Annotated in this window: 1 protein-coding gene; it reads left to right on the top strand. The window is 64.9% G+C overall.

The window, feature by feature from the left end:
• The coding region (locus ACWGTO_RS33735; RefSeq protein ID WP_454578988.1) for a Ulp1 family isopeptidase at positions 1-625 on the top strand (625 nt) is incomplete at its 5' end.
• Between the last annotated feature and the right edge of the window lie 7 nt (positions 626-632).

Raw genomic sequence — 632 nt, 5'->3', positions numbered from 1 at the left:
CTCCTCCGATGCTCAGGTCGGGAGGGTCGCCTCGTCCAGGGTCCCGGCGGGGTCGGTGCTGGGAGCCACCGAGTGGCTGAGCGACGCCCATATCCAGAGCGATTACGATCTCCTGGAGGAGCAGCTGCTGGGGATCGATCCAAGGCTCGCCGGCAGGACACGGCTGGTCGATCCGTCGGTATCGCATCTGCTGCGCCACATGGGGGTGGAAGACGCGCGAGGCACGTTACAGTCCATCTATAATCGAAACGAGGCCCCAGCCGACTTCGTGTTCCTGCCGGTGAACAATGGCACTCCGACTCGCGCCGGCACCCATTGGTCGCTGCTGCTGGTTGATCGCCGCAACCCGCAAAGGCCGGTCGCCTATCACTACGATTCCCTCCAGCCAGGGCAATACAACGACGCGCCGGCCACACAGCTGGCAGGACTGCTGGGCGCCACCCTGGCGCCAGCCCGCATAGCCCTGCAGCGGAACGATTACGATTGCGGCGTCTTTGTGGTGGACGGCACGCGGGCGCTGGTTGAACGATTGGTGGATGGGCAGCGCCCAGACAACGAGCCGCTGCACCTCGACAACCTCGTCGCCGATCGGCAGGCGCTGCAAAACCGACTGGCGAGGCTGTGATTTTGGA

Source organism: Mesorhizobium sp. PL10, from assembly GCF_053714315.1.
Note: the sequence above shows the minus strand (reverse complement) of the source record. Positions and strands in the feature narration are given on the sequence as shown.